At 37.7% G+C, this 24,025-nt stretch carries 23 protein-coding genes and 1 pseudogene; 12 read left to right on the top strand and 12 right to left on the bottom strand.

The annotated features are described in order from the left end of the window. Nucleotides 1–61: 61 nt before the first annotated feature. The 8 genes from sstT to gcvH all read left to right on the top strand — a co-directional run bounded on the left by sstT (nt 62) and on the right by gcvH (nt 7,789). Nucleotides 62–1,258: a serine/threonine transporter SstT gene (sstT, locus tag IAE19_RS07210; RefSeq protein WP_200460251.1), complete on the top strand. Its 1,197-nt coding sequence runs from the start codon at nt 62–64 to the stop codon at nt 1,256–1,258. Between the two features lie 22 nt (nt 1,259–1,280). Continuing rightward, nucleotides 1,281–1,955, top strand: coding sequence for a YoaK family protein (locus IAE19_RS07205; RefSeq protein WP_200460250.1), 675 nt, complete (start codon nt 1,281–1,283; stop codon nt 1,953–1,955). A gap of 13 nt (nt 1,956–1,968) precedes the next feature. Beyond that, complete coding sequence (locus IAE19_RS07200; RefSeq protein WP_200460249.1) at nt 1,969–2,505, top strand: DUF2058 domain-containing protein; 537 nt, start codon at nt 1,969–1,971, stop codon at nt 2,503–2,505. A gap of 140 nt (nt 2,506–2,645) precedes the next feature. Further along, complete coding sequence (locus tag IAE19_RS07195; protein WP_200460248.1) at nt 2,646–3,911, top strand: mechanosensitive ion channel family protein; 1,266 nt, start codon at nt 2,646–2,648, stop codon at nt 3,909–3,911. Nucleotides 3,912–3,923: 12 nt separating this feature from the next. Then, nucleotides 3,924–5,771: an ABC transporter ATP-binding protein gene (locus tag IAE19_RS07190; protein ID WP_200460290.1), complete on the top strand. Its 1,848-nt coding sequence runs from the start codon at nt 3,924–3,926 to the stop codon at nt 5,769–5,771. Continuing rightward, the gene (locus IAE19_RS07185; RefSeq protein WP_200460247.1) at nt 5,771–6,211 is read left to right on the top strand and encodes a MaoC family dehydratase; all 441 of its coding nucleotides are present in this window, start codon (nt 5,771–5,773) and stop codon (nt 6,209–6,211) included. Before IAE19_RS07190 ends, IAE19_RS07185 begins: the two co-directional genes overlap by 1 nt. A gap of 105 nt (nt 6,212–6,316) precedes the next feature. Continuing rightward, the gene (locus IAE19_RS07180; protein ID WP_200460246.1) at nt 6,317–7,342 is read left to right on the top strand and encodes a helix-turn-helix transcriptional regulator; all 1,026 of its coding nucleotides are present in this window, start codon (nt 6,317–6,319) and stop codon (nt 7,340–7,342) included. Between the two features lie 72 nt (nt 7,343–7,414). Further along, complete coding sequence (gene gcvH, locus IAE19_RS07175) at nt 7,415–7,789, top strand: glycine cleavage system protein GcvH (protein ID WP_200460245.1); 375 nt, start codon at nt 7,415–7,417, stop codon at nt 7,787–7,789. Between the two features lie 44 nt (nt 7,790–7,833). Here gcvH and IAE19_RS07170 read toward each other — a convergent pair whose 3' ends face one another. The 3 genes from IAE19_RS07170 to IAE19_RS07160 all read right to left on the bottom strand — a co-directional run bounded on the left by IAE19_RS07170 (nt 7,834) and on the right by IAE19_RS07160 (nt 10,973). Continuing rightward, nucleotides 7,834–8,892, bottom strand: a complete 1,059-nt coding sequence (locus IAE19_RS07170) for a 3-deoxy-7-phosphoheptulonate synthase (RefSeq protein ID WP_200460244.1) — start codon at nt 8,890–8,892, stop codon at nt 7,834–7,836. 675 nt (nt 8,893–9,567) lie between these two features. Further along, nucleotides 9,568–10,677: an S-(hydroxymethyl)glutathione dehydrogenase/class III alcohol dehydrogenase gene (locus IAE19_RS07165; RefSeq protein WP_200460243.1), complete on the bottom strand. Its 1,110-nt coding sequence runs from the start codon at nt 10,675–10,677 to the stop codon at nt 9,568–9,570. Between the two features lie 20 nt (nt 10,678–10,697). Continuing rightward, complete coding sequence (locus tag IAE19_RS07160) at nt 10,698–10,973, bottom strand: metal/formaldehyde-sensitive transcriptional repressor (RefSeq protein ID WP_200460242.1); 276 nt, start codon at nt 10,971–10,973, stop codon at nt 10,698–10,700. 299 nt (nt 10,974–11,272) lie between these two features. On the opposite strand from IAE19_RS07160, the gene IAE19_RS07155 reads away from it, so the two are divergent. Continuing rightward, nucleotides 11,273–12,769, top strand: coding sequence for a phospholipase D family protein (locus IAE19_RS07155; protein ID WP_227612203.1), 1,497 nt, complete (start codon nt 11,273–11,275; stop codon nt 12,767–12,769). A 71-nt stretch (nt 12,770–12,840) separates the two neighbouring features. On the opposite strand, the gene IAE19_RS07150 is transcribed toward IAE19_RS07155, so the two are convergent. Both IAE19_RS07150 and IAE19_RS16580 read right to left on the bottom strand, forming a co-directional pair. Further along, the gene (locus IAE19_RS07150) at nt 12,841–13,437 is read right to left on the bottom strand and encodes a uracil-DNA glycosylase family protein (RefSeq protein ID WP_200460240.1); all 597 of its coding nucleotides are present in this window, start codon (nt 13,435–13,437) and stop codon (nt 12,841–12,843) included. 141 nt (nt 13,438–13,578) lie between these two features. Beyond that, nucleotides 13,579–13,776 (bottom strand): hypothetical protein, encoded by a 198-nt coding sequence (locus IAE19_RS16580; RefSeq protein WP_227612202.1) that lies wholly within the window; start codon nt 13,774–13,776, stop codon nt 13,579–13,581. Between the two features lie 279 nt (nt 13,777–14,055). On the opposite strand from IAE19_RS16580, the pseudogene IAE19_RS07145 reads away from it, so the two are divergent. Further along, nucleotides 14,056–14,499 (top strand): annotated as a pseudogene (locus IAE19_RS07145) (N-acetyltransferase family protein). 49 nt (nt 14,500–14,548) lie between these two features. Here IAE19_RS07145 and IAE19_RS07140 read toward each other — a convergent pair. From IAE19_RS07140 to IAE19_RS07125, 4 genes are read right to left on the bottom strand one after another with little or no spacing between them, the layout of a single operon-like run. Next, the gene (locus tag IAE19_RS07140; protein WP_200460239.1) at nt 14,549–15,292 is read right to left on the bottom strand and encodes an SDR family oxidoreductase; all 744 of its coding nucleotides are present in this window, start codon (nt 15,290–15,292) and stop codon (nt 14,549–14,551) included. Between the two features lie 12 nt (nt 15,293–15,304). Next, nucleotides 15,305–16,003 carry a histidine phosphatase family protein gene (locus tag IAE19_RS07135; RefSeq protein WP_200460238.1) on the bottom strand — a complete coding sequence of 233 codons (699 nt, stop codon included), beginning with the start codon at nt 16,001–16,003 and terminating at the stop codon, nt 15,305–15,307. Continuing rightward, a complete protein-coding gene (locus IAE19_RS07130) occupies nt 16,000–17,121 on the bottom strand; it encodes a phosphotransferase family protein (RefSeq protein ID WP_200460237.1) in 1,122 nt (373 codons plus the stop codon). Before IAE19_RS07130 ends, IAE19_RS07135 begins: the two co-directional genes overlap by 4 nt. 30 nt (nt 17,122–17,151) lie before the next feature. Further along, complete coding sequence (locus IAE19_RS07125; protein WP_200460236.1) at nt 17,152–18,393, bottom strand: acyl-CoA dehydrogenase family protein; 1,242 nt, start codon at nt 18,391–18,393, stop codon at nt 17,152–17,154. Nucleotides 18,394–18,484: 91 nt separating this feature from the next. Between IAE19_RS07125 and IAE19_RS07120 the strand changes: the two genes are divergently transcribed. Both IAE19_RS07120 and IAE19_RS07115 read left to right on the top strand, forming a co-directional pair. After that, a complete protein-coding gene (locus tag IAE19_RS07120; protein WP_200460235.1) occupies nt 18,485–19,414 on the top strand; it encodes a LysR family transcriptional regulator in 930 nt (309 codons plus the stop codon). A gap of 115 nt (nt 19,415–19,529) precedes the next feature. Then, entirely contained in the window at nt 19,530–21,194 is a 1,665-nt protein-coding gene (locus IAE19_RS07115) for a phosphoethanolamine transferase (RefSeq protein ID WP_200460234.1), read from the top strand. A gap of 60 nt (nt 21,195–21,254) precedes the next feature. On the opposite strand, the gene IAE19_RS07110 is transcribed toward IAE19_RS07115, so the two are convergent. The 3 genes from IAE19_RS07110 to fumC all read right to left on the bottom strand — a co-directional run bounded on the left by IAE19_RS07110 (nt 21,255) and on the right by fumC (nt 23,974). Further along, a complete protein-coding gene (locus IAE19_RS07110; protein WP_200460233.1) occupies nt 21,255–21,857 on the bottom strand; it encodes a nitroreductase family protein in 603 nt (200 codons plus the stop codon). A gap of 142 nt (nt 21,858–21,999) precedes the next feature. Beyond that, entirely contained in the window at nt 22,000–22,491 is a 492-nt protein-coding gene (locus IAE19_RS07105; protein WP_200460232.1) for a hypothetical protein, read from the bottom strand. An 88-nt stretch (nt 22,492–22,579) separates the two neighbouring features. Then, nucleotides 22,580–23,974 carry a class II fumarate hydratase gene (gene fumC / locus IAE19_RS07100; protein ID WP_200460231.1) on the bottom strand — a complete coding sequence of 465 codons (1,395 nt, stop codon included), beginning with the start codon at nt 23,972–23,974 and terminating at the stop codon, nt 22,580–22,582. Between the last annotated feature and the right edge of the window lie 51 nt (nt 23,975–24,025).

Below are 24,025 nucleotides of genomic sequence, written 5' to 3'. Positions count from 1 at the left end.
AAGTCATTATGTATAAAATACTTTTTTTGCTCATTTAGCAGTATATCGCTAAGGCTTATTTATGTTTTCAATTTTATCTCGCTTAAGTCTTGTTACTAAAATATTTATTGCAATTATTTTAGGTTTTTTTGTTGCTCTGCTTTTCCCTAGTTTTACTCCTTATTTGAGTTTACTCGGTGAGCTTTTTATTAAGGCATTGAAGTCTGTTGCTCCAATTTTAGTGTTCATCTTAGTGATGAGTTCAATTGCCAATTTTAAAGTAGGTCACAATGCTAACTTTAGACCTATTCTTTTGCTGTATGTCACGGGTATGGTTTTGGCTGCATTAAGTGCTATTGTCGCAAGTCATTTTTTCCCAAGTTTTTTATATTTAAATGTCAGTTCTCAGAGTGACTTACAACCAGCAGGTAGCCTTACCGAAATTTTAAAAAACCTTTTACTTAGCTTTGTGACTAACCCAGTTCAGGCACTTGTGGAAGCTAATTTTATTGGAATTTTGGGTTGGGCAGCTGGTTTAGGTATAGCTTTACGTCATAGTTCAAATACAACTAAACAAATGTTGACGGATACATCTCATGCGATAAATCATATCATTCGTGTTGTTATCAATTTTGCTCCGTTGGGTATTTTTGGGTTAGTAGCCGTGACATTTGCTGATGCAGGCTTGGCTACTTTAAAAAATTATGCTCAATTAATCGCGGTTCTGTTAGGAACTATGTTATTTGTGGCCTTAGTTATTAACCCTATTTTAGTCGCATTGGTTATTCGCTCAAATCCATATCCTCTGGTTTTAAAGTGTTTAAGAGAAAGTGGAATCACTGCATTTTTTACCCGTAGCTCGGCAGCTAATATTCCAGTCAATCTGGATTTAGCTAAACGCTTAGGTGTAAATGAAGCGACAGCAAGTGTTTCCATTCCACTTGGAGCAACCATTAATATGTCTGGTGCGGCAGTGACCATCACTGTATTAACTCTTGCTGCTGTGCATACTCTGGGCATTGAAGTTGACTTTGTAACCATGATTATTTTATCGATTGTTGCTACAGTCTCAGCATGTGGTGCTTCAGGCGTCGCAGGTGGTTCTTTATTATTAATTCCAGTGGCATGCGGTTTGTTTGGTATTCCATCTGAGATCGCAATGCAGGTTGTTGCAATTGGAATGGTCATTAGTGTTTTACAAGATTCTACAGAAACTGCGCTAAACTCATCTACAGATGTCATATTTACAGCGGCAGTTGATATTGCATCGCGCAAATAGTCATAATTAAAGTTGAGGTCTTATGCCTTTTCAAAGTCTACCAAACTGGGTGCAATTTGCAGCATTTTTACTGGCTATGAACGCGGGTATGATTAATGTCCTGTCACTCATTACGGTGCTGCATCAATCTATTTCACATATGACAGGCAATGTCAGTATGTTAGCAATGGATCTGGTTGACTTTAGATTTAGTAATGTTCTCTATTTATTTTTAGTCGTCATTTGCTTTGTAATTGGTTCATTTTATAGTGGGTTTATTTTGGGAAATAGCCAGTTCCTATTGGGTCGCCGTTACGGAGTTCCATTGAGTTTGGTGGCTTTATTTATTTTTATTTCCTGGCTGCTACTTCCCTACTTTCCTCGTTATGGTTTACTCTGGGCCTGTGCCGCAATGGGGATACAAAATGCAATGGTCAGCCACTACAAAGGTACAATCATTCGTACTACCCATTTATCTGGTGTTCTGACAGATATCGGTCTAGCGCTTGGGTATAAAGCACGTGGCTTACCATTGGATAAACGTCGTATTACTTTACATTTATTAATTTTAATTGGCTTTTTTCTGGGTGGAATTATTGCCGCAGTTATCCATCCTTTTCTCTCTATTCAAGCGTTCCTAGTTCCTGCGATTTTAAGTTTGATTCTGAGTATTGCATACTGGATCATTTACCTTCGTCATTCTTCTTTGCATCAATAATTTGGATTTAGTTATGGTTAAAAATGCATTACAGGCTCAACTGCTTAAAGCTGGGTTAGTTGATAATAAAAAGGCTAAGAAGCTCAATAAACAGACCCAACATGAGCAACGCACAGGTCAAAACAATGAAGCTGAATTAAAAGCGAATATTGAAAAGAGCAAACTAGAAAAGCTTGAAAAAGATCAGGCACTGAATCAGGAAAAGCAACGTCAGCTTGAAGAAAAAGCACTAAAAGCAGCAATCATTCAAATGATTTCTCAACATAAGATTAAAGATGTTGAGGGTGATATTGCTTACCAATTTATTGACGAAAATAAAGTCAAAAAAGTCTATATCTCTCAGACCGTTTATAATGCTCTGGTGTCTGGCAGTCTGGTAATCGCAAAGGATCAGGAAAATTATGCTTATTTGCCTAAAGCATTGGCTGATAAAATTAATCAGAAAATGGAAGGCTTCATATTAGTCAACAATGCTCAGAAAAATGAGCAAACGACAGATGAAGAGGATCCATATGCTGCATACGCGATTCCAGATGATTTAATGTGGTAATTTAATTTTATTTAAATAATTGATTTTATTATTGTAAAAAGTCTTTTTCAAATCGTATAAGAAAAGTAGCTTTATACAATGTTATAAAGCTCAACCTTTACACTTTAGCCCATTATTAATTTGTGCAAAGGTGTAAAGGCTTGGATTTTTTAAAACTTTTCCATGATGTTGAAAACTGGATTGATCAATATCCATGGCTTGAGATGTTGACCTCATTAAGCGTTCTCATCCTTCTAGCAATTATCGCAAATTTCATCGCAAAACAGATTGTTGTTCGCGGTATTCGTAAGATAATTAGCAAAATTAAATTCGCCAATCAATCTATTTTTGCGCAACATAGTGTAATTCGTCGTATCGCTAGCATTGTCCCGGCTATTGTGATTATGAACGGGATTACTACTGTTCCACACTTATCCGAGAAAGTGATTATTTTTGTACAAATGGCTTCGCAAGCCTTTATCTTTTTGACAATCGCTCTTGCGATCAGCGAAATGCTGAACATTTTTAATCTAGTTTATCAACGTAATCCAAATTCTAAAAATAAGCCGATCAAAGGGTATCTACAACTGGTCAAACTGATGATTTTCATCGTTTGTGCTTTAATGGTTCTTGGTACTTTCCTGAAAAAAGATGTTTTTACTTTACTTGCTGGTTTCGGTGCAATGGCTACCGTGTTAATGCTGGTTTTTCAGAATACCATCCTTTCCTTAGTCGCCAGTGTCCAAATTTCATCTTACGATATGGTTCGTATTGGTGACTGGATTGAAATGCCTTCACTTAATGCGGATGGCGACGTCATTGATATGTCATTACATACGGTGACTGTACAGAATTTTGATAAGACTTTTACCACCATTCCAACCAATAAGCTTATTACTGACACCTTTAAAAATTGGCGTGGAATGAGCCAAGCGGGTGCAAGACGCATCAAACGTTCACTATTTATTGATCAGAGTAGTGTTCACTTTATGGCTGAACATGAACAAGAGAAGCTGAAAAACTTTTTATTACTCGATCAATATCTTGATACCAAACAATCTGAACTAGAAACTTTTAATCATCAGCTCAGTAATCAGACGGTATATAATCAACGCCGTTTAACTAATCTGGGAACATTCCGCGCCTATATTGAGTTTTATTTAAAACAACATTCTGGTATTGCTCAAAATCAGTCTCTAATGGTACGTCAATTACAGCCCACCAGTAATGGTTTACCTCTTGAAATCTATGCATTCACAAATACCACTGTATGGACTGCTTATGAAGCGATACAATCAGATATCTTTGATCATTTACTTGCAATTATTCCTGAATTTGGGTTAAGAATTTATCAAGCACCTTCGGGAGCAGATGTGAAATCTTTATCATCAGGTATAATCGTTGAGAATTTTACGCAAAAAGACTAAGAGAAAATTATGCTGCTGCAATGGTTCGAAAAACTGGTTAACCCCTATCCCGAAACAAATTTAAATGAACCATTGCCTACTTCTTTTTTTGCATTCGTATGGCAATCCACAAAAGGCGTACGCCCTTTTCTGATTTTATTAATGCTTTGTACAGCAGGTGCAGCTAGTTTTGAAGCTTTATTATTTTCACAAATTGGCCATTTGGTGGACTGGTTAAGTCAAAGTAAACCAAGTAATTTTCTTGAAAATCATACTCAGCATTTGATTATTTTAACATTTATTCTTTTTGGAAATATTCTGTTTATTTGTTTGCAATCTATTGTGAAACACCAAGTGTTATTTAGTAGTTTTCCAATGCGTCTACGCTGGCGTTTTCATAATTTGTTATTACAGCAAGGTTTGGATTTTTTCCATAATGACTTTGCAGGACGTTTATCAGCTAAAGTTATGCAAACCGCATTGGCTGTGCGCGAGTTCTGGATGATTCTAGGTGACATGCTGGTTTATGTAATTGTCTATTTCATTACTATAAGCGCAGTCCTAGGTGCAGTCTCACCGATCCTATTAATACCTCTGGCTGTATGGCTGGGCTTGTTTATTTTAAGTGCTTGGTTTTTTATTCCTCGACTCAGTAAAGTGTCCAAAGAACAAGCTGATGCACGTGCGGTTATGACAGGACGGGTAACCGATGCCTATACCAATATTCAGACGGTTAAACTCTTTGCACATGCTGGCCGCGAAAGCAAATATGCCAAGGAATCTATGAAGGAATTCATGGAGACTGTGTTTAAACAAATGCGTTTAGGGACTTTATTTGAAGTCAGTACCACCTTACTAAGTGCTGTATTATTTATTGGTGTTATTGGTACAGCAGTCTGGTTATGGCTTAATGGTCAGGCTGGTTTAGGTGTTATTGCGGCAACAACCGCCATGATTTTAAAATTAAATAGCATGTCAGAATTTATGATGTGGCAAATGTCAATGCTTTTTGAAAATGTCGGAACTATTCAGGATGGTATGCATACACTTGGCAGACCAGTCACTATTCAAGATAAACCTGATGCCAAGGCCTTAGTCGTGACCCAAGGACAAATCAAATTTGAAGATGTCTGTTTTGCTTATAATAAAAAAAATGTGATTGACCATTTTAATCTTGATATTCGTTCTGGCGAAAAAATAGGAGTGGTTGGTCGTTCGGGGGCTGGCAAATCGACACTGATTCAATTGCTTTTGCATTTTTATACCCTTAACCAAGGTCGTATTTCGATTGATGGTCAAAACATAGAAGATGTTACTCAGGACACTTTACGAGCCAATATTGCATTAGTCACACAAGATACTTCTCTTTTGCATCGTACCGTTGCTGAGAATATTAAATATGGTAAACCAGATGCAACATGGGACGAAATCTATGAAGCAGTCAAAAAGGCACAGGCAGAAGAATTTATTCCGCAATTGACTGATATGCGCGGCCGTAAAGGTTATGAAGCCTATGTGGGCGAACGTGGCGTCAAACTTTCAGGTGGTCAACGCCAGCGTATCGCAATCGCTCGGGTATTTTTAAAGGACGCGCCTATTTTAATATTGGATGAAGCCACGAGTGCTCTGGATTCTGAGGTTGAAGCAGCTATCCAATCTAGCCTTGATGCATTGATGCAAGATAAAACTGTAATCGCGATCGCCCATCGACTTTCAACTATTGCGCAAATGGATCGTTTGGTTGTTTTAGATGAAGGTCGTATTGTGGAACAAGGTACACATGAAGAACTCATTGAAAAAAATGGTTTATATGCCCAATTATGGAAACGTCAAACGGGTGGCTTTTTAGTAGAACAACATGAAGTTGAGGACAAGGAATAATGCTGTATCTGGAAGATTTAAACGTTGGGGATCGTTTTATTAGTCGTGAATATGAAATGACGGTGGAAGAAATTAAACAATTTGCTGGCCAGTATGATCCCCAACCTTTCCATCTGGATGAGGAAGCCGCAGAAAAAAGTTCAATTTTTCAAGGATTAGCTGCCAGTGGTTGGCATACGGCTGCTGTGACTATGCGATTATGGACAGAATGCTTCCCCATTCAAGGCGGTTTAATTGGATCTGAGTCCAGTTTACGTTGGCCACGCCCTACACGTCCTGGAGATAAAATTCATGTGGAAGTTGAAATCGCATCGATTACACCCTCAAAAACTAAAAATGATCGTGGTATTGTGAGCTATATCACACAAGCATTGAATCAAAATGGGGATGTTTTATTGATATCAACGACTAAAATTGTAGTTTTTAGGAAAAAAATATAAATTGTATGCATGAAATTTTGTCCAACAATTTCTATATTTTTATTTTAAATTTCATGCCAAGATGTAACAGTTTATACGAAGCAAATGTTAAGCCACGGATAGCGAATGAAAATTAATTCAGCTCGTCAAGAACAAGGAATACCAGGGGTTTATGGCTTATTGCTATTAGACGTTGTATCCCGTTGGGGGTATAACGATCAGACCTTATTTGCTCCATTTCATTTAACTAGTGAGCAATTGGCCGATCCTGAATATCGAATTCCCATTCATGTTGCCAATGAACTGGTTAAACATGCTTTACGTTTAACTGGGGAAAGTACATTGGGGTATCATTTAGGTAACCAGATGCGCATTTCCATTCATGGTTTTATTGGTTATGCCATCATGACTGCGCACGACATTACGGATGCTTTGGCTTTAGCCACGCGTTTTATTCAATTGCGTATGCCCTTTTTACAGCTTTACTTCTCGACCTTTGGCCCTAAAGCGACATTACAGTTGCAATGTGATTTTGATCTGGAACCCTTGCGAACCGAGATTATTTTAGCTTTGACTATTGGCATTATGAGTATGGCTAAAGCATTGACAGGTAATGATGAGCTAATAGGTGAAGTTGATCTGGATTTTGAAAAGCCAGAAGGCTTCGATAAATATTTAAGTAAAATGTCTTTAGATATGCGTTTTGGTCAACCGCATTTAATTTCAAGTTTTGACAAACACTATTTGGGATTAAAAATGGTGAATGCTGACCCCATTGCCAGTCAAATTGCCATTAATCAATGTGAATCCGAATTATCTGCTTTAGGTGAGCGTCGCCGACTTGCCATGCGTGTGCGTGATATTTTGACCCATTCAGAGCAACATTATCTAAGTATCGAAAGCGTTGCTGAACGCTTACATATGTCTGATCGTACTTTAAAACGTCAGCTTGCAGCGGAAGGAACCTCTTTTTCAACATTGGTCGATGAAGTTCGTTATCGACATGCAACCTCTTTGCTTTCAAGAACCGATTATAGTCTTGAACAAATTGCGGATGAACTCGGTTATTCTGACGTTGCTAATTTTAGCCGCGCCTTTAAACGCTGGAGTGGTCGTAGCCCAAGTAATTGGCGTAAAGACCCGTATTTATAAGCTTTTATTTCTATTTAAAAACATGTATAACCACTTTTAAAATAAGCGAACTTTGGATGTCGAGGAGCTGCAATGAATCATCCTTCTGAATTGAAATATGCAAGTACCCATGAATGGGCAAAAATTGAAGGTGATCTTGTCGTCACTGGTATTAGCGACCATGCACAAGATGCTCTTGGGGATTTAGTATATGTTGAAACCCCTGAAGTAGGTAGCCGTGTAACTGCGGGTGCTCAAGCGGGTGTAGTGGAATCTGTTAAAACAGCATCAGATATTCATGCTCCAGTGTCAGGCACGGTAGTTGAAGTCAATACAGCACTTGAAGATGACCCTGATTTTATTAATGAGGATCCATATGGTAAAGGCTGGATCTACAAAATTAAACCAGACAATATTGCGGATGTTGATCAGTTACTTTCAAATACTGCATATGAAGCTGGACTATAAATAAAAAACCTCTCCTGACAACAATGAAGGAGAGGTTTTAAAACTTAAGCTGATTGGCGTAATGGATTTTGACTAAGTTGACTAGACATATCCAATAATAAACGTTGAGTTTTATCCCACCCCAAGCATCCATCAGTAACTGACTGACCATAGTTCATATCACTGGATATTTTCTGATTACCATCTATCAAGTGGCTCTCTAACATTACTCCACGTACATGACTTTGTTGTCGCTCAGCGAGAATTTGCTTCAGAACTTCGGGTTGTTTCATTGGATCTTTAGAACTGTTGCCATGACTACAGTCAATTACCAGCGCAGGAAATTCGCCGTTGTGCTTTGTTTTGATCTGATCAATTGAAGCTAAATCGTAATTGGGACCATGATTGGCACCACGTAGAATCAAATGAGGGAATGGGTTACCCTCACTATGTAAAATCGCAGGCAAGCCGTGCTGATTCATACCTAAAAATTGATGTTGATTCTTAGCAGATTGAATAGCATCCAAAGCAATCTGGATTGAGCCATCTGTACCATTTTTAAAACCGATCGCATAGGGCATGTGGCTGGAAATTTCACGATGAATCTGAGATTCACTCGTACGCGCACCAATTGCGCCCCATGCTAAAAGATCATCAAAATAACCTGTTGCCATTGGACTTAGAATTTCGCTGGAAATCGGCAAACCCATTTCCACTATCTGTAAATACAAAGCACGTGATTTCTCCAGCCCCAATTGCAAATCAGATGAACCATCCAGATGTGGATCATATAAAAAGCCTTTCCAGCCTATAGTCGTACGTGGTTTCTCAATATAAGTACGCATAACCAGAAAAATTTGATCTTTCACTTGTTCTTGTAATTCAACTAATTTTGTTGCGTATTCTAGTGCAGAAACTGGATCATGAATGGAACATGGGCCTGTGATCACCATTAATCGTGAGTCTTTACCTGAAAGTATATTTTGAATCGTTTGACGATGTTCATTAACTTGTTTTGTAAAAAAAGGAGATAGCGGATATGCCGCTTTTAATTCAGAGGGTAAGCTCAGTGAAATTTCTTTTGAAGTATTTTGTGCTATTAAAGTTTTATTGAGTGCGTTCATTTAATTTTTCCTTTGGACTGATTTCATTTTCAGTCCGAGCATTTATCTAAGCGATGTGGGTCTATTTAGTTGCGGGTTCTGGCTAAAGTAAAACCAATAAACATTGCTAAAATATGAAGTCATAAAGTTATACATGGCACATCTCCAAAATAAATAATGGTTTGAAATAGATATAAAAAAACCTGACCGGGGTTGCCGATCAGGTATTAACTTGAAGGGCAACCATTTTTGCTGCCCGAATGCAATCAGGCAACTATTTAAATTGCCAAAAGTAATAATAAGCGTTGTTGATCACAGGTTGTTTTAACATTTCTATTTCAGTTAAATAAAACATATCTTGGTGTCCAACATACTCTGTGTTTAGGGATTTGACAAGTGTTTGTTATCTATTTTTACTCATTTTATCTGATTGAAGCATGTGGAAAAAATCATCAATACTGTTTAGACCCCTATCTACTTTATATAATTGGGCAGAACAATATACACATTTTAAATGTTTTCACTGTCACCTTATTAGTAGGTTTTATCTGTAAACTTTTATCAAAAAGACATCGAGATATTTATCTTCATCTGGCAGGAAATGGTAATGGAGAACATTTTTATGAATGGCCAATCCTCTGCCTCAGGAAAATTCATTCCTGAGGCATATATGTAGCTAAAACAAAAATAGGGCGTTTAGAAGTGAATTACACTACGAATCGATTTCCCTTCGTGCATCAAATCAAAGGCATGATTAATATCATCTAATGGCATAGTATGGGTCACGAATGGTTCAAGTTGGATCTCACCTTTCATGGCGTCTTCTACCATACCAGGCAATTGACTACGTCCTTTCACACCACCAAAAGCGGTTCCCAACCATTTCCGACCGGTTACTAACTGAAATGGTCGTGTTGAAATTTCTTGGCCAGCCCCTGCAACACCAATAATGACTGACTGCCCCCAACCACGATGTGCACATTCCAGTGCTGAACGCATTACATTAACATTTCCGATGCATTCAAAAGAATGATCTACGCCCCAACCTGTCATTTCTACAATCACTTGTTGAATAGGTTTGTCATAGTCTTTAGGATTTAAGAAATCTGTAGCGCCAAATTGTTTAGCCAATTCAAACTTATCTGGATTCATATCAATCACGATAATTCGGCCTGCTTTAGCTTGACGGGCACCTTGTACAACCGCTAATCCAATACCACCTAGACCAAATACAGCAACACTGTCACCCTCTTGAACTTTGGCTGTGTTATGTACTGCACCTATTCCTGTAGTCACACCACAACCGAGTAAGCAGACTTGTTCGTGATTGGCTTCTGGATTAATTTTTGCCAAAGAAACTTCGGCAACGACTGTATATTCACTAAAGGTTGAACATCCCATATAGTGATAAATTGGTTCGCCATTATAAGAAAAACGCGTCGTTCCATCTGGCATAACACCTTTACCCTGTGTAGCCCGAACAGCGACGCATAGATTGGTTTTCCCAGATTTACAGAATAAACATTCTCCACATTCAGCTGTATAAAGTGGAATTACGTGATCACCCGGCTTTACACTGGTCACCCCTTCTCCAACCTCAACCACAACTCCAGCCCCTTCATGGCCTAAAATGGCAGGAAAAACACCTTCTGGGTCATCACCCGAAAGTGTAAAAGCATCAGTATGACAAACCCCAGTATGGGTAACTTTAATAAGAACTTCACCCGCCTTTGGCGGAGCTACTTCAACCTCTACAATCTGTAAGGGCTGACCAGGACCAAATGCAACAGCAGCACGTGATTTCATGCGTTCTCTCCTTCTTATCTTTACTTTAAGTACGATTTCAAAATTTTGGCAATATCTGCCAATTCTTCATGACGCTGTTGTTCCGTGGTTTCTCCAACCACCAAAGTGTCTTTGAGGTGAATCTCTAGCACTTCATTCATTAAACCATTCATCGCTCCACGAGTAGCGCAAATTTGTTGAAGAATTGCGGTACATGAACTGTCTCCTTCCAGCGCGCGTTCGATGGCTTGAACTTGTCCCTTTATTTTACGTAGGCGAAGGATAATTTTCTTTTTATCTTCGATTTGCTTTGGCATAAGCAGTTCCATTTATATCTTTTCATACTATACCCCAGTATAGTACCAATGTGAATATACTTTTATCAAAAATAGATTTAAGTATCTGGCTACATGATGTCGTCACCTTTTTCTATTAAAATTTTATTAGCTAAATATCAACAATTCATATTTGAGATAATTGATACAATTCAAATAACTAGCTTGAAAATAATTTTTACTTTTCTCATGTTTTAAGGAATGGGTGTATGCAAAAAATTTGGAGTAAATGCTTTGAACCAATAATAAGAATATGTCTGACATGTATGTTTTTTATAGTGATGACGACTTGGTTCCCCCAATCTAGTTACGCCTCTCAAGGAAATAATATTTTGAATAAAAGTAATTGGTTAAATGACCCATCTACCAAAGAAAACCTTGAAAAAGGACGAACTGCATTTATTCCTCTAGATGATGCTTTTGCCAGCATTGCTTCACGTATCCATCTTATTCGGAAAGCTCAACATACCATTGATTTACAATATTATATTTGGCAGAACGATTATGTTGGCCAGCTTATGCTCAAAGAATTAGTAAAAGCAGCAGATCGTGGGATAAAAATTCGCCTGATGATTGATGACCAAAATGGTAATAAACTTGATCCAACACTGCGCGCTTTATCTCAACATCCCAATTTTCAAATCAAGCTGTTTAATCCTTATCAGTTTAGGCATTTTAAAGTCATAGACTACTTGTTTAGGTTCAAGCAGATTAATCATCGTATGCACAATAAACTCATTATTGCAGATGATACAATCGCGGTCACGGGTGGCCGTAATATTAGTAGTGAATACTTTGATGCCAGTTATAAGTTTCAGTTTACTGATCTGGACATTTTATTTTTTGGCACGGCTGCAGATCAAGCCGAAAATCTCTTTAATGAGTTTTGGAATAATGAACTGAGTATTCCCGCCAATCAATTGGTCGGAAATGGAACCGCCAAACAGCTTGTCGCACTTAGAAAAGTTTATGAAAAAATTGGTAATAGCTATACACCGACTGAAAATCGTATCAATGATGCACAAAATGAACTGAATGAAGCCTTGCAATTACGTTCTGTACAGTGGGCCAAAGCGTATTTTGTCGCAGATCGTCCCCATAAGATTCTTGGACAGGCGCGTGATCAAGAGCTGATTTATAATCAAATGATAAAAATTATGGGCTATCCTCAACAGCATATTGAACTGGTTTCAGCTTATTTTGTTCCTACTGAAAAAGGGGCAGAATATCTTTCCCAATTAAGTCGACAGGGAACAAAAGTTCGGGTTTTAACCAATTCATTTGCCGCCAATGATGTGGCTATTGTTCATGCTTTCTATTGCCAGTACCGAAAAAGACTATTGCAAAATGGCGTCAAACTTTATGAGTTTAAACCCTTATTAGAGCGAACAAAACCTACATGGTATGAAAAAGTGACTGGGCGAGTCATTCCTGCCAAGGGAAAGAGTAGTTCCAGTTTACACGCGAAGTTTTTTGATATTGATGGAAAGGTCTTTATTGGCTCATTCAATTTTGATCCAAGATCGGCACATTTAAATACTGAAGTGGGTTTGGTGGTTGAATCTGATGCATTACAAAATGAAATTACAGAAGTATTAGATCAATATTTACCCCAAGTTGCCTATGAACTGAAACTCAATGATCAAGGAAATATCAACTGGATAGAGTATAAGAGCGATGGAAAAACTATGACGTATGATCAGGATCCTGGAACCACAAAATTTCAGCGTTTTATGATGAAAATCGTGGCTTACTTACCTATTGAATGGATGATGTGATTAGACTTTACACTTAAATAAACATAATCCTAGAATTTCCAGTGGAATATCAACATTTATATCTTCACTTCTTAAACTAAACCAATATTTTCAAATAGTGGACGATAAGCCTCTGCTTTTTTTTCAAGAGATAAAGGATAAGCTCTGGAAGAAGATGGCATACGATATAAAGAAAGTTTTCGTTCTAAAAAATAGGCGTGAGTTGAATGTCCAATCTGTGGTTTTTCAGTATTTTCTGGTAAGGATAACATCAGTGTATCCGTGGCTTTATCTCCTGTCGTCATTACTGTATTACAGTAGGGAATTTGTTCAAGCAAATCCTGTAGATTGGTCGGCGTAATGATTTCCAGAAATTTATCTGAGGCGCTGCCTTTTAAACGTTGGATTTGTAATGCTGTATCAAAAATAGCTATCCCTTTTTCGATTAAAAACTCGCGTATTTGTTGTTCTTTAAAATTTTTATCAGCTAAATTCAGAAAATGGTTTTTGTCATTAAAAAAAACATAACCAAAAATTCGCCACATATCGTTCTGAAAATTTGGATAATAAAAATCCATTTTCCAGCGCTCTTTAGGAGGGGGAAAACTGCCTAACATCAGCAAACGTGCATTGGCTGGTAAAAAAGGTTCAAGTGGGTGAGATTCTATGATTAGCTCATTATTATTCATTGCATCTATCTTAATGAAATTTAAATCGTTTAAATATAAAAAATTGTTAAGTAGTCCCTATTAGACTAATCATATATAACCCTATGAAAAAAGCCCACCTTTTGGGCAAGCTTTTTATTGTTTAAACCGTCTTATCACGGATTAACGCAAACCATTTAACTCATCGTCTTTAGCAAGAACTACGGAGGTTAAAATTGGTGCCGCAAGAATTATAGGTACGATGATAATCCAAAGATCAGTCGTTAACTTACTTGAGAAGGAGAAGTGAATGATGATAGCAGCCAAAATTAATACGGCTAACAATACAGCCATGAATCGAATTGCAAATTTTAAAAGCATTTTATGATCTCATGTTGTTTATAATTATCCCCAGTATAGTCCTTATTTTTGCATTAGCCTATTGTTTTTATTATACCCTTTGATAAATTTTTAGTTCTTTCCAGTGTATAAACTACATTCAAAAATATTGTAGAATTTCAAAGACCATCACGAGATTTTTAGTTCGATTATTTGATTGATTTTTCAAATAAAATAATGAAGTTATCTGCTTTATTTTGGTGAGCCAACACTGTATTTTTAACATGTAAATTAACTCAATAACATTTGGCGAGAGTCAAGATGAATATACGTCCAGTTAACGAAAATGATTTCAATCAATGGCTTCCATTATGGGAATGGTTATCAAGCATTTTATAAGACCATCATAAGCGATGAGATAACTAAAACCACTTTTGCTCGATTTAACAATGCCCATGAACCCATTTATTGTTTGGTTATAGAAGATGAAGCGCATGAGCTTGTAGGATTCGTGCATTATATCTTTCATCGAAGTACATGGACGATCGAAAATTATTGTTATTTACAGGATTTATTTGTTAGTCCACAGCGACGAGTTATGGTTTCGGACGCAAGCTTATAGAAGCTGTGTATGTGGAAGCGAAGCAAAATAATTGCTCACGCGTGTATTGGCTAACGCAGGAGAATAATGCTCAGGCACGTATGCTGTACGATCGTGTTGCAGATCAGTCAGGCTTTATTCAATATCGAAAATTACTCAAATAACGTAAAAATGAGATAGCATTAAATTAAACACTATCTCATAAAATAAAAACTAGCCTAATTTATTGACCAGTCTAAGCGGTAAAACTTTCATGGCAATTCCCATTGGAAGCCACGGCCATTGTGGTACATAAGCTTTTACTGGTTCTTTCTCAATCGCTTTAACCAAAAGACGCGATCCAGTTTTTTCATCCACTTCAAACGGTAAATGTTTAGCCCCTTCATTTAATTCGGTACGAATATAACCTGGAAAAATGGTAGAAACTTTGATGGGTGTATCAATCAATTCAGCTCGAATACCTTCAGCTAAGTGGGCAACAGCAGCTTTACTTGCAGCATAAGTTGAAAGATGTTTTGGTAATCCACGCATTGCACTCATTGATGAAATAACCACCAAATGCCCAGCATTTTGTTCACGAAAAATTTCAACAGCAGCTTCACATTGAGCTAATGCAGAAATAAAATTGGTTTCTGCAGTGGCGCGATTAATTTCAAAATTACCTTTACCAATACGACGACCGTTACCCACACCGGCATTGACAATAATACGATCAATTCTTCCAAACTCATGTTTAAAAGCTTTAAATACCTCAAATACTTGATCGTAATCAGTGACGTCCAGCACTTTTGCAATCACTTTTATGCCATATTGGTTTTGCAACTCCGTTTGCAGCTCCTCCAAACGTTCCAAACGTCTAGCACAAATGGCTAAGTTGTAGCCTTTTTTTGCAAACTCTCTTGCCATGCCCGCTCCCAATCCAGAGCTAGCACCCGTAATTAAAATTGTTTTTCTCATAATAAAATCCTTTTATATCCATGTAAGCAAGTCAGGATTTGCTGCTTTGATAAAATGATGTTCGTTTAAACTCAAAAGCTGTGGTTCATTTCCAACTAATCGCAGAGTCGTCAAACTGGTATTGGCAATTGCCCAATTTAATGCAAAAGTACGATTAGGATTCAGTTCCAGAATCTTTCCTGCAACAACAGAAATTACGCCACCCGAAGTGAAAACCACCGCGTAGCGCGGTTTAGTTTGCGCTAGTTCGTCGCATAAATCCTGTAAAGTTGTTTCTACGCGCTGCTTGAAGTGTGGCCATGACTCTTCATATTCATGATGGAATTCACCATCTGTCCAGCGTGAGATTGCACCTTCAAAAATTTTAGCCAAATAAGCACGAGGGTTTTCTTCTTTCGCTACATCTTCCTTAAGAAGCTCTGGTTGTTTAAATCGAGGTTCATAATGGGCAAAAACTTGTTGATGATTAAACTCATTCCAACCCGCATCGGTATAAATGACAGCTTCAGGAAAACATTCATTTAATGCGCCTTGTGCAGTTTGTAAATGACGTTGCATTGTACCCGCTACTATATAAGGCTGTTCCTTCAAAATATCCTTAAAATATTGCCCTAATAATGTGGCCTGAGCTTCACCGTTTGGAGAAAGCTCATCATAATTACTTTTGCCAAAAGACGCCTGACCATGACGGACTAAATAGATCGTGGTCATTGTTTTAGCACTCGCTTCACTTGGGTTAGATATTTTTGAGCAATCTCTGAATCCTGTAATTTTTTCTGTGCAATCAATTTCAAAGCACGCACATGCAAGGCATGAATAACAATCCAGAAGTCTTTAAACGCTGGATTTTTAGTTTGTTTATGAAAGTAGCGATAATAAATTTGCTGAGCAATGACAGCCAGACGAAATACACCAAAGACTTCGTAAAAGGTCCAATTTTCGGTGCTTAGACCTGTTTTTTCCAGATAATAATTTACTACTTGTTTACGGTTAAACATGCCTTTTAAATTGGTAGGTTGTCTGCGAGTAGATTTAAAAATCATGTTATCTGTATCTTCTACCCAATAGGCTAAGGCACTACCTAAATCCATCAATGGATCGCCTAGTGTTGCCATTTCCCAATCCAGTACCCCAATGACCTGAGTCGGTTGTTCAGGATTTAAAATTACATTATCAAAACGCCAGTCATTATGAATAATACAGGTGGTTGAGTCGTTCGGAATATTGTCAAGTAACCACGTCCTGACATAATGAAAAGATGGAACATTGATGGTCTTGGCTTTTTCATAGCGTTTATCCCAACCTTCCACTTGTCGACGGCAATAGCCTTCACCCTTACCAATATGAGTAAGCGGCGTGTCTTGATAAGGCACTTGATGCAGTTCGATTAATTTATCGAGCACATTTACACATAATTCATGGACATCCTGCTCTGTAAAATTGAGCTCAGGAGGAAGTTTGGCTCGAGGAATAATACCCTCAATACGTTTCATGACATAGAAGTCACAGCCAATGATAGATTCATCCTGACACAAAGCCACCATTTCTGGCACAACGGGATAAGATTGTGCAAGATTCTTCTGTACTAAATATTCACGCGCCATGTCATGGGCCGACTTCGCTTTGGTTCCTACAGGTGGTCGGCGTAAAATTAAGTCAGCATTGTCATATTGTAAGCGATAAGTCCAATTTGATGCTCCACCTGTATATTGAGTCACCTTTACTTCGCCATGTAAAGCAATGCCTTGTTGTTTAAGCCAGTTTTCTACTGCCACGACATCTAGCTCTTCACCTTCCCGAACCTGACTGCCAATATCGATGATCGACATATATTTTCCTTTAATGCTTTAAGTCTAATCTTAGGAGTTCTTTTTTGTACTATAACCACGTTTTGCCAATTCGAGTTTAGCAATCATGCCTTTATGCACCTCATCAGGACCATCGGCCAGACGTAAACTACGGGCCTGTGCAAAAAATCCTGTTAAAGGGGTATCTTTAGAAACCCCTGCACCGCCATGTAGCTGTATCGCCATATCGACTACTTTTTCCAGTACACTTGGTGCAACCACTTTAATCGCTGAAATTTCAGTGAGAGCAGCCATATTACCAAAAGTATCCATTTTATAGGCCGCATATAAGGTTAAAAGCCGTGCCTGATCAATCGCAACTCTTGCCTCGGCTACACGTTCCAGATTACCTCCGAGTTTTAACAGTTCTTTGCCAAAAGCTTTACGAGACATACCTCGATCAATCATTAGTTCGAGTGATTTTTCCGCAGCACCTATACAACGCATACAATGATGGATGCGGCCTGGCCCCAGCCGACCTTGAGCAATTTCAAACCCTTGACCTGCTCCACCAATAAAACTCTCTAAAGGTACGCGAACATGATCAAAACTGATTTCGCCGTGACCATGTGGCGCATCATAATCGCCAAATACAGGTAACATACGTTCAATCGTTACCCCTTTTGTATCAATAGGTACAAGTACCATGGAATGTTGATGATGACGATCTTTAGTTTCGTCAGGAGTATGTGCCATAAAAATGATGATTTTAGCATTTGGATCACCTAGACCTGATGACCACCATTTACGCCCATTTAGAACAATTTCATTTCCTTCCACTACAGCTGTAGCTTGCATATTGGTAGCATCACTAGAAGCAACCGCAGGTTCTGTCATACAAAATACTGACCGAATTTTTCCTTCTAATAAAGGTTTTAACCATTGCTGTTTTTGTTGCTCAGAACCATAACGCCAAAGGACTTCCATATTGCCACTATCTGGCGCGTTACAATTAAATACGGTCGGTGCCACTAAACTACGTCCTGAAAGCTCTGCAATATGAGCATATTCCTGAACGGATAAACCCGCCCCTAATTCAGCATCGGGCAAGAACATATTCCAAAGCCCAGCCTGCTTTGCTTTGTCTTTTAAAGTTTCAAGCTGCGCGGGCCAAGTCCAATTTTTCCAGTTTCCATCTGGGTTAAGCAAGTGAACTTCATGCCAAAAGTCGGCTTCAATCGGCTCAATTTCATTGTCTATAAACGCTTTTGTTCTTGAAATAAAATCCTGTGCGCGTTCGGAAAGCTCAAACATGATAATTCCTTCAATAGATGTGTCATTTTACTTTACTTGAACATACGCTCAAATTTATTATGCATGAAATGATTTTATTGAATAGAAAACTATGAATAATATTCATGACCAAGTCCACCTTAATCATTCTTTGGAATTAGGCTTATTTCATCGCATTGATATCAATTTATATCCACTGTTTGTTGCAATTTTTGAACAAAAAAGTATTTCTAGTGCAGCATTGAGTCAATCGATTAGCCAGTCTGCTGCCAGTCATGCCTTACAAAGATTAAGGGTGCAACTCAATGATGAAGTATTTGTGCGTCATGGCAATAAAATGCTACCCACGCCGTTTGCTGAACGCATTTATCCTATTGTCAGAACAGCCTTGCTTTCGATTCAAAGTATTAGTCAACAAAAGCAAAATTTTGATCCGAGTCTGATTAAAACTTTAAGAATTGCAATTCATGATGAAATTGAACCCTTAATTTTTCCTAAAGTAATTCAACATTTCCAGCAAATTGATCCAGACATTCAGTTTAGTAGCATTAAGCTGAACCGAAAAACTATTCAAAATGACCTGAATACCCAACAATTGGACTTTGTCATTGATCTTGAAAATAACATGGGTGGAAACATTGGTTTTAACCCCTTGGTTTCTGACCGCTATGTAATCTGTACCCAACAAAATGAAATCACACAGGAATCTTATCAATCCGCCCCTCATATTGGAGTTTCATCACGACGTACTGGTATTTTACTTGAAGATATTTATTTAAATCATAACAATATATCTAGGCATATATTTCTGAGATGTCAACATTACTCCACTGCGTTACAAATTATTGAGCAAAACCCTCTGGCCATGCTAACGCTGCCTAAAACTATTTTAGAACATCTTTTTTATGCGGAACATTTAAAGATTCATGAATTACCTTTTCAGTTTCCTCCCATTAATATCGGGATGTTTTATCATAGTGATTTGAATGAAAATTTAAGATATCAATTTTTAAAGAAAGAAATAATTGCTTTATTTGCTTAGGCTATTTTGTTTTTGCTTCATGGTTCAAGCTGCCATATTCATGATAAGAAGTTCAGTTTAAGATAGATTTAAGATGTATTTCTTAAATTGCTTGCTTCCCATCAGGTGCTGATTTATGTTGCATTTTCTACGTCAAGTCAGAGCATCTCTACCCAAAGTTTCACTTGCTTGTTTTAATTTAATCATTGCGTTATGGCTAGCGCTTGCCTTGAATTTTTGTTTTTTTAGACATGTTCAGTCTTTGTCAGGATTTCAAGGTTGGTTTGAATGGATCTGGTTAGCAATTGTCGCTATCTCTTTGGTCGCTTACTACAATCTATATTTACAAGTTTTAAATTGGAAATGGACAGCAAAACCTATTTCCATTGTGTTAATTTTTTTAGGTGGTACGACTGCTTATTTTACCAATCAATTAGGTGCATATATCTCGCCTGAACAAATTCAGAACGTTGTACAAACCGATCTGGCAGAGACCAAGCAACTGATGACTATTCCTTTTTCGCTGTGGTGTATGGGAATGGTCGTTTTACCTATTATATTTGTTTGTTTGATTCAAATTGAATATCCCCTTATTAAAAAAAACCTACTTCAAAAAGCAGTCTATATTATTATTTCTTTTATTATTTTACTTATCCTCGTATTAAGTAATTATTTAAACTTTACGAATATATTTCGACAGCATAAAGATATACGACAACTTATTTCACCTGACAATGTATTAACTTCAAGCTATAAATATTTCCATCATTTGCATGAGAAGCATGAACCACTGGTTATTTTTGGCAAAGATGCAAAGATGCTCTTGCCTCAATCAGATCAATCAAAGCCAAAACTTATGGTATTGGTGGTAGGTGAAGCAGCACGAGCAGAGAGTTTTTCATTAAATGGTTATTCGCGGAATACCAATCCAAAGCTTAGTCAAATTGAAAATCTGATTAATTTTAGTCAAGTGACTTCCTGCGGTACAGCAACGGCTGTATCCGTACCTTGCATGTTTTCGGGCATGACAAGAGAGCAATATGACGCAAATCTGGCTGCACATCGCGAGGGCTTACTCGATATAGCGCAACGCGCAGGTTATAAAGTCACATGGATCGATAACGACTCAGGCTGTAAAGGTGCTTGCGATCGAGTTAATAATATTAAAATTAGTAAGGCGCTGAAAAAACAATATTGTCGTGATGATGGCTTTTGTCTAGATGATGTCTTATTAGTCAGTTTACAGCGCTATTTGGCTTCTATCCCACATAAAGATAAAACACCGCAACTGATTGTACTTCATCAACGAGGGAGTCATGGTCCCGCCTATTATAATCGAACAACCACTGATTTTTCTCCGTTTCAGCCAACCTGTAAAACCAGTGCAATTCAAACCTGTGATCGTCAAAAATTGATTAATAGTTACGATAATACGATCGTTTATACCGACCATATTTTAAGTGAGATTATTCAAAGTATTGATAAAAACAAACATTATCAATCTGCACTTTGGTATTTATCAGATCATGGCGAATCTACGGGTGAAAATGGTATCTATCTACATGGCACGGTTTACGCACTAGCCCCTTCCCAGCAAACGCATATTCCTATGTTGATGTGGTTTTCAAATGATTGGAAAATGCAACATGATGCTCACATCGAATGTTTAAAATCGAAACAAAATCAAGTGTTGAGTCAGGATAATTTATTTCCAACTTTACTTTCACTTTTAGATATTCAAAGCAGTGTAATCAATGCCCAATTGAATATATTGAACCAATGCCAAACTGTACTGGATTAAAGTAGCTCATAAAAAAACCGAATTTAACATACGCTAAATTCGGTTTTTTGAAGCTGAGTTTTATTTAAATACTTTAAAACGGACTGCATCATCAATATAGGCTTTTTCACCTGCTGGCGCTTCAATTGACCCAAATACGAGTTGGGCACGTAGTTTCCAACTGCTTGGAATTTCCCATTCTGCGTGCACTTTATCATCTACAATCGGATTATAATGCTGTAAAGAAGCACCCACATTTTCTGCTGCCAATGCTGTCCAAACCGCGAGTTGTGCCATTGCAGTTGAATGCTCTGCCCATATTGGGAAATTATCTGCATATGACGTAAATTGTTCTTGTAAACCTTTGATCACATCCTGATCTTCAAAAAATAAAACCGTACCCACTCCAGCAGCAAAGCTATCCATTTTTGCACTGGTTTTAGCAGCGGCTGCATCATCAGTTGCATATTCACGTAATTTTTCTTTTACAAAGTTCCAAAATTTTTCGTGTTCAGCATTTAATAAAATAACCGCACGTGAAGACTGTGAGTTAAAAGACGATGGGCTTTGACGGATTGCTTCCTGAATTAAATCAGTGAGCTGTTCAGGAGTTTGAGAGAGTTTTTTACCAATAGCATAAATGGTACGACGATTTTGCAAGAGCGGAAGAAAAGTGTTCGACATTGTATTTTTCCTGATGATTTGCAACAAAATTTTAAAGAAAATGAAAACGATGTTTCATTTTCTTTTATAGCACTTTTTATGCCATTTTGTCGTATTGTTTCATTAGAAAAAATACAATAATACTTTGAATTATTAATGATAATTAAAAATTACTAAATAAAACTTGTTCAGAAACTTCATTTTTCCAGATTTGGCGTAATGTCGGTAAATAAAAACTTTCGCCAATTTCAATAAGTTCTGCATCTAGCAGGCTATGTACTTCATGTATAAAGATATAATCCAAATCAACCAATGAAAGCTGGGAGTGTTTTATAGAGAGCTGCTTACGTTTAATTTGAGCTTTTTTGACGATTTGATTGGCAAACTCTTTATCCTTAAATGCAGTCATGGCATTCAGACGTAATTCAATAATGCCCCATGCTTCCAACAATTTTTTAAAGATTTCAAAATCTGCTGAAGTCGATTCCCATGTCACATTTTCCAGATTATTGTCTTCAGGCAATACAGGAAGCAATAACTCAGCCGTACTTGGAAATATTTTTTTTAGATTAATTAGAAATTTAACAGGTTGTTCACTGGGATAATCATTGAATTGAATATGTTTTTGAACATCTGTCAAATAAACATCAAGCATAGTAAATTTCATCAGCAGTCGGTATTAAGAGGCATATATTGTACGCACATCCAGACTAGATACAAACTGCTGATGTGTTTATTTTGGCTTATTTCGCGTTAGGAAAGACCATTTTTTCAGGTTTGACCACTTCATCAAACTGTTCAGCGGTTACCAATCCTAACTCTACAGCAACCTGTTTTAAGGTCTTATTTTCCTTATAAGCAGTTTTAGCTACTTTGGCAGAATTTTCATAACCAATAACAGGATTTAACGCAGTTACCAGCATCAATGAGTTATGTAAGAAATAATCGATTTTATCTTTGTTTGGCTCGATACCCACTGCACAATGTTCATTGAAACTATTACACGCATCTCCCAATAATTGAATCGATTGTAAGAGATTAAATGCGATCACAGGCATAAATACGTTTAGCTCAAAGTTCCCCGATGCACCCGCAACATTAATGGTGGTGTCATTCCCTAACACTTGAGCCACCACCATCGTCATTGCTTCGCTTTGAGTTGGATTGACTTTACCTGGCATGATACTTGAGCCTGGTTCATTTTCAGGAATTCTGATTTCACCAAAACCACAACGTGGCCCACTCGCTAACCAACGAATATCATTGGCAATTTTGTTTAAACTTGCTGCCAAAGTTTTCAGTGCACCTGAGGCAAATACAGCAGCATCACGCCCTGCTAACGCTTCAAATTTGTTTGGAGCAGTTATAAATGGCAATCCTGTTAAATTTGCCAGTTGCTGTGCAGCTTTGACCGCATAATCAGGATGAGCATTTAGACCTGTACCAACAGCCGTACCACCAAGTGGCAACTCATAAAGCCCCTCAAGCGCTTGTTGTAAGCGTTTTAAGCCATGATCAAGCTGTGAAACATAACCACTAAATTCCTGACCTAAAGTCAAAGGCGTTGCATCTTGTAAATGAGTCCGACCGATTTTTACAATATCAGCAAACTCATCTGATTTCTTTTGTAAGGTATCGCGTAGACTTTGCACAGCAGGAATCAATAATTCATTAATCTGTAGTGAAGCAGCAACATGAATAGCTGTCGGGAATGAATCGTTTGTAGACTGCGCACGATTGACATGATCATTCGGATGCACAGGTGACTGTGAACCTAAAGCATTACCTAGCTTTTGATTGGCAATATTGGCAATGACTTCATTACAGTTCATATTACTTTGAGTACCAGAACCTGTTTGCCAAACAACCAATGGAAACTGAGAGTCCCATTGCCCTGCAATGACTTCTTCAGCCGCCCCGACAATATATTGACTCAAATCCGAAGGTAACTGAGCTAATTCAGCGTTGGTGATTGCTGCAGCTTTCTTAACCAAACCCATTGCACGGATCATTGGGCGAGGTAACCGTTCCTGACCTATCTTAAAGTTTTGCAAACTACGTTGCGTCTGGGCACCCCAAAGTGCATCATTTGGGACTTCAACTTCACCCATGGTGTCATGTTCAATTCGAGTTTGCATAAAAACCTCTATTCATGTTGTTTAAGACAATACGGGCTGGAGCAATCAAAT

Source organism: Acinetobacter sp. S40 (assembly GCF_016624705.1).
In the GTDB taxonomy this organism is placed as follows: domain Bacteria; phylum Pseudomonadota; class Gammaproteobacteria; order Pseudomonadales; family Moraxellaceae; genus Acinetobacter.
This window is presented reverse-complemented; position numbering and strand designations above follow the sequence as displayed.

Bases quoted from the DNA above. Each gene is read 5' to 3' on its own strand.
- IAE19_RS07205 (WP_200460250.1), top strand. From the start codon at position 1,281: ATGCCTTTTCAAAGTCTACCAAACTGGGTGCAATTTGCAGCATTTTTA.
- gcvH (WP_200460245.1), top strand. From the start codon at position 7,415: ATGAATCATCCTTCTGAATTGAAATATGCAAGTACCCATGAATGGGCA.
- IAE19_RS07130 (WP_200460237.1), bottom strand. From the start codon at position 17,121: ATGTCGATCATCGATATTGGCAGTCAGGTTCGGGAAGGTGAAGAGCTA.
- IAE19_RS07105 (WP_200460232.1), bottom strand. From the start codon at position 22,491: ATGCTTGATGTTTATTTGACAGATGTTCAAAAACATATTCAATTCAAT.
- IAE19_RS07180 (WP_200460246.1), top strand. From the start codon at position 6,317: ATGAAAATTAATTCAGCTCGTCAAGAACAAGGAATACCAGGGGTTTAT.
- IAE19_RS07185 (WP_200460247.1), top strand. From the start codon at position 5,771: ATGCTGTATCTGGAAGATTTAAACGTTGGGGATCGTTTTATTAGTCGT.
- IAE19_RS07155 (WP_227612203.1), top strand. From the start codon at position 11,273: ATGACGACTTGGTTCCCCCAATCTAGTTACGCCTCTCAAGGAAATAAT.
- IAE19_RS16580 (WP_227612202.1), bottom strand. From the start codon at position 13,776: ATGCTTTTAAAATTTGCAATTCGATTCATGGCTGTATTGTTAGCCGTA.
- IAE19_RS07165 (WP_200460243.1), bottom strand. From the start codon at position 10,677: ATGAAATCACGTGCTGCTGTTGCATTTGGTCCTGGTCAGCCCTTACAG.
- IAE19_RS07120 (WP_200460235.1), top strand. From the start codon at position 18,485: ATGAATAATATTCATGACCAAGTCCACCTTAATCATTCTTTGGAATTA.
- IAE19_RS07135 (WP_200460238.1), bottom strand. From the start codon at position 16,003: ATGACCACGATCTATTTAGTCCGTCATGGTCAGGCGTCTTTTGGCAAA.
- fumC (WP_200460231.1), bottom strand. From the start codon at position 23,974: ATGCAAACTCGAATTGAACATGACACCATGGGTGAAGTTGAAGTCCCA.
- IAE19_RS07170 (WP_200460244.1), bottom strand. From the start codon at position 8,892: ATGAACGCACTCAATAAAACTTTAATAGCACAAAATACTTCAAAAGAA.
- IAE19_RS07125 (WP_200460236.1), bottom strand. From the start codon at position 18,393: ATGTTTGAGCTTTCCGAACGCGCACAGGATTTTATTTCAAGAACAAAA.
- sstT (WP_200460251.1), top strand. From the start codon at position 62: ATGTTTTCAATTTTATCTCGCTTAAGTCTTGTTACTAAAATATTTATT.
- IAE19_RS07110 (WP_200460233.1), bottom strand. From the start codon at position 21,857: ATGTCGAACACTTTTCTTCCGCTCTTGCAAAATCGTCGTACCATTTAT.
- IAE19_RS07140 (WP_200460239.1), bottom strand. From the start codon at position 15,292: ATGAGAAAAACAATTTTAATTACGGGTGCTAGCTCTGGATTGGGAGCG.
- IAE19_RS07150 (WP_200460240.1), bottom strand. From the start codon at position 13,437: ATGAATAATAATGAGCTAATCATAGAATCTCACCCACTTGAACCTTTT.
- IAE19_RS07160 (WP_200460242.1), bottom strand. From the start codon at position 10,973: ATGCCAAAGCAAATCGAAGATAAAAAGAAAATTATCCTTCGCCTACGT.
- IAE19_RS07115 (WP_200460234.1), top strand. From the start codon at position 19,530: ATGTTGCATTTTCTACGTCAAGTCAGAGCATCTCTACCCAAAGTTTCA.
- IAE19_RS07200 (WP_200460249.1), top strand. From the start codon at position 1,969: ATGGTTAAAAATGCATTACAGGCTCAACTGCTTAAAGCTGGGTTAGTT.